This window comes from Acinetobacter sp. YH16044 (assembly GCF_013417145.1).
Classification (GTDB): Bacteria; Pseudomonadota; Gammaproteobacteria; order Pseudomonadales; family Moraxellaceae; genus Acinetobacter; species Acinetobacter amyesii.
This window is the reverse complement of sequence record NZ_VPEK01000131.1, coordinates 1-1,555: the sequence shown is the minus strand read 5'-3', so window position 1 is coordinate 1,555 and position 1,555 is coordinate 1. Positions and strand designations below refer to the sequence as shown.

The following is a 1,555-nucleotide window of genomic DNA, read 5'->3' as shown; positions in this document are numbered from 1 at the left end:
AGAACAGCCAGCAGCTCCAATACCAACAACAGCACAAGGAAAAGACCTTAGAACAGGGTTTTAACCGTGTTGAACAAGGGTTTGAGCAATGGAAGAAAGATCAAGAAGCTAAACGCCTAGAACTGGAACATAAAAAGCGGTTAAAGCTACAGCAAGAACAAGCTATGAAGCTGAAACAACGCAAAAGCATGAATAGAAATGGGCCTTCCCTATGAGCAATCAAAACGATTTAGACGACCAGTTATATATTTTATTAGCTTCGATGAAGGAATACAGGGAAGCCATAGCAGACGATAAGAAGCGATTAGAGACATTTTACACCCAAGTAGCTAGTGGGGTACTAGATAAGGCTGAAAAGTCACTACAGGAGACAAATAAACAAGCTATAGGGGCATTAAAGAGCCGTATTCAGGAACTAGACAAGGCTACTGATAAACTAAACTATAGATTTATTGCCTTGTTATGTGCAATTTTCCTCAGTCTGGTACTGGTTTTTCTTTCTTTCATATTTTTATTCATTCCAAGTTTTGATGAGATCAAAGAACGTCGTGCAGAAGCAGCTTGGCTAGAACAAAGATATAACCTAGATATTAAAAACTGTAATGGTAAATCCTGTGTCCGGATCATGAAAAATGACTGTCACGGACCAAACAAAGATTATTGCGTGATTGACCCTAAATAATGCTTTTTAAAGCGGAGCTGCAATCCAATAACCGTGGTTAGCGCAAACATCAGGAATAGGGTCAGTAATAGATCGAGGTTTCGTTGGGTACTGGCCTCCACCAAGTCTAATTTCATCACCTACAAAAACTTTATGATTATTAAATTTGTTGGTAATACTGATCCTACCGTCACTTGTATATTCTAACTCGCTGCTACTAGCCCAGATAATAAAAGGGCTGGTATCACTGTTTAGACGAATACAACCATGTGGATCTAAATGTAATTTGCCACCTGCAAGTGAAACCATATAAGTCTTCACTTCGGGACTTTGCTTGATAAAAAATACTGGTTTTACAGGTTCTATAATATTAGAAACTAAAGCAGGCTTTGCCATGCAGCCAGTAAGCACAGAAATAATGAAAAAACTTTGGGCTAAATTATATATTTTCATAGTCAACCAAGTTATGAGATGGGACAGTACTTTGCTTGGTTTCTTTCGTTATTCAATTTATACCGGTGCACGCAAAGTGGCTCGACTTTGAAACATGGCTAAAGCCCTATTTCAAAGCATCGAGCAAAATTTTAATTAAACACGTTTCAATGCCATGATATGACGAACCATCTCGTTAATATGCTGTTTTGTTTCATCATCTTGAGAACTTAGCCAAGTTACAACATCCGCATCAAAAGCTTTTGCTTGAGCAATCGCATGGCGTTCTTGTAATTTTTTCACGAAGTTTGGTTTTACTACTGGCGCATTGGTAGGGTCAAAATTTTTATAGCGTTCTAATTCATTTTGCATGGTTATACCTCCGCTTTTGATTGTGTGATGGCTCAAAAGCAGTAATGATTCTTGCAACATCACCACGTTCGACCCAAACCACTGTTAGTA

General features: G+C 38.3%; 3 protein-coding genes and 2 pseudogenes. 2 read left to right on the top strand and 3 right to left on the bottom strand.

Translation table 11 applies throughout. The annotated features are described in order from the left end of the window. Window positions 1-215: pseudogene (locus tag FTV38_RS17475) on the top strand (mobilization protein); the annotation flags it as partial. Continuing rightward, window positions 212-682 (top strand): hypothetical protein, encoded by a 471-nt coding sequence (locus FTV38_RS17470; RefSeq protein WP_180023040.1) that lies wholly within the window; start codon window positions 212-214, stop codon window positions 680-682. The pseudogene FTV38_RS17475 and the gene FTV38_RS17470, both read left to right, overlap by 4 nt. A gap of 6 nt (window positions 683-688) precedes the next feature. On the opposite strand, the gene FTV38_RS17465 is transcribed toward FTV38_RS17470, so the two are convergent. The 3 genes and pseudogenes from FTV38_RS17465 to FTV38_RS18335 form a co-directional block, all read right to left on the bottom strand. Further along, window positions 689-1,114, bottom strand: a complete 426-nt coding sequence (locus tag FTV38_RS17465) for a hypothetical protein (protein WP_179991870.1) — start codon at window positions 1,112-1,114, stop codon at window positions 689-691. Window positions 1,115-1,249: 135 nt separating this feature from the next. Then, a complete protein-coding gene (locus FTV38_RS17460; RefSeq protein ID WP_004811702.1) occupies window positions 1,250-1,465 on the bottom strand; it encodes a hypothetical protein in 216 nt (71 codons plus the stop codon). Continuing rightward, window positions 1,455-1,555: pseudogene (locus FTV38_RS18335) on the bottom strand (BrnT family toxin); the annotation flags it as partial. The pseudogene FTV38_RS18335 and the gene FTV38_RS17460, both read right to left, overlap by 11 nt.

What these genes read in the sequence shown, in the direction of transcription:
- FTV38_RS17470 (WP_180023040.1), top strand. Translation starts at nt 212, where the DNA reads ATGAGCAATCAAAACGATTTAGACGACCAGTTATATATTTTATTAGCT.
- FTV38_RS17465 (WP_179991870.1), bottom strand. Translation starts at nt 1,114, where the DNA reads ATGAAAATATATAATTTAGCCCAAAGTTTTTTCATTATTTCTGTGCTT.
- FTV38_RS17460 (WP_004811702.1), bottom strand. Translation starts at nt 1,465, where the DNA reads ATGCAAAATGAATTAGAACGCTATAAAAATTTTGACCCTACCAATGCG.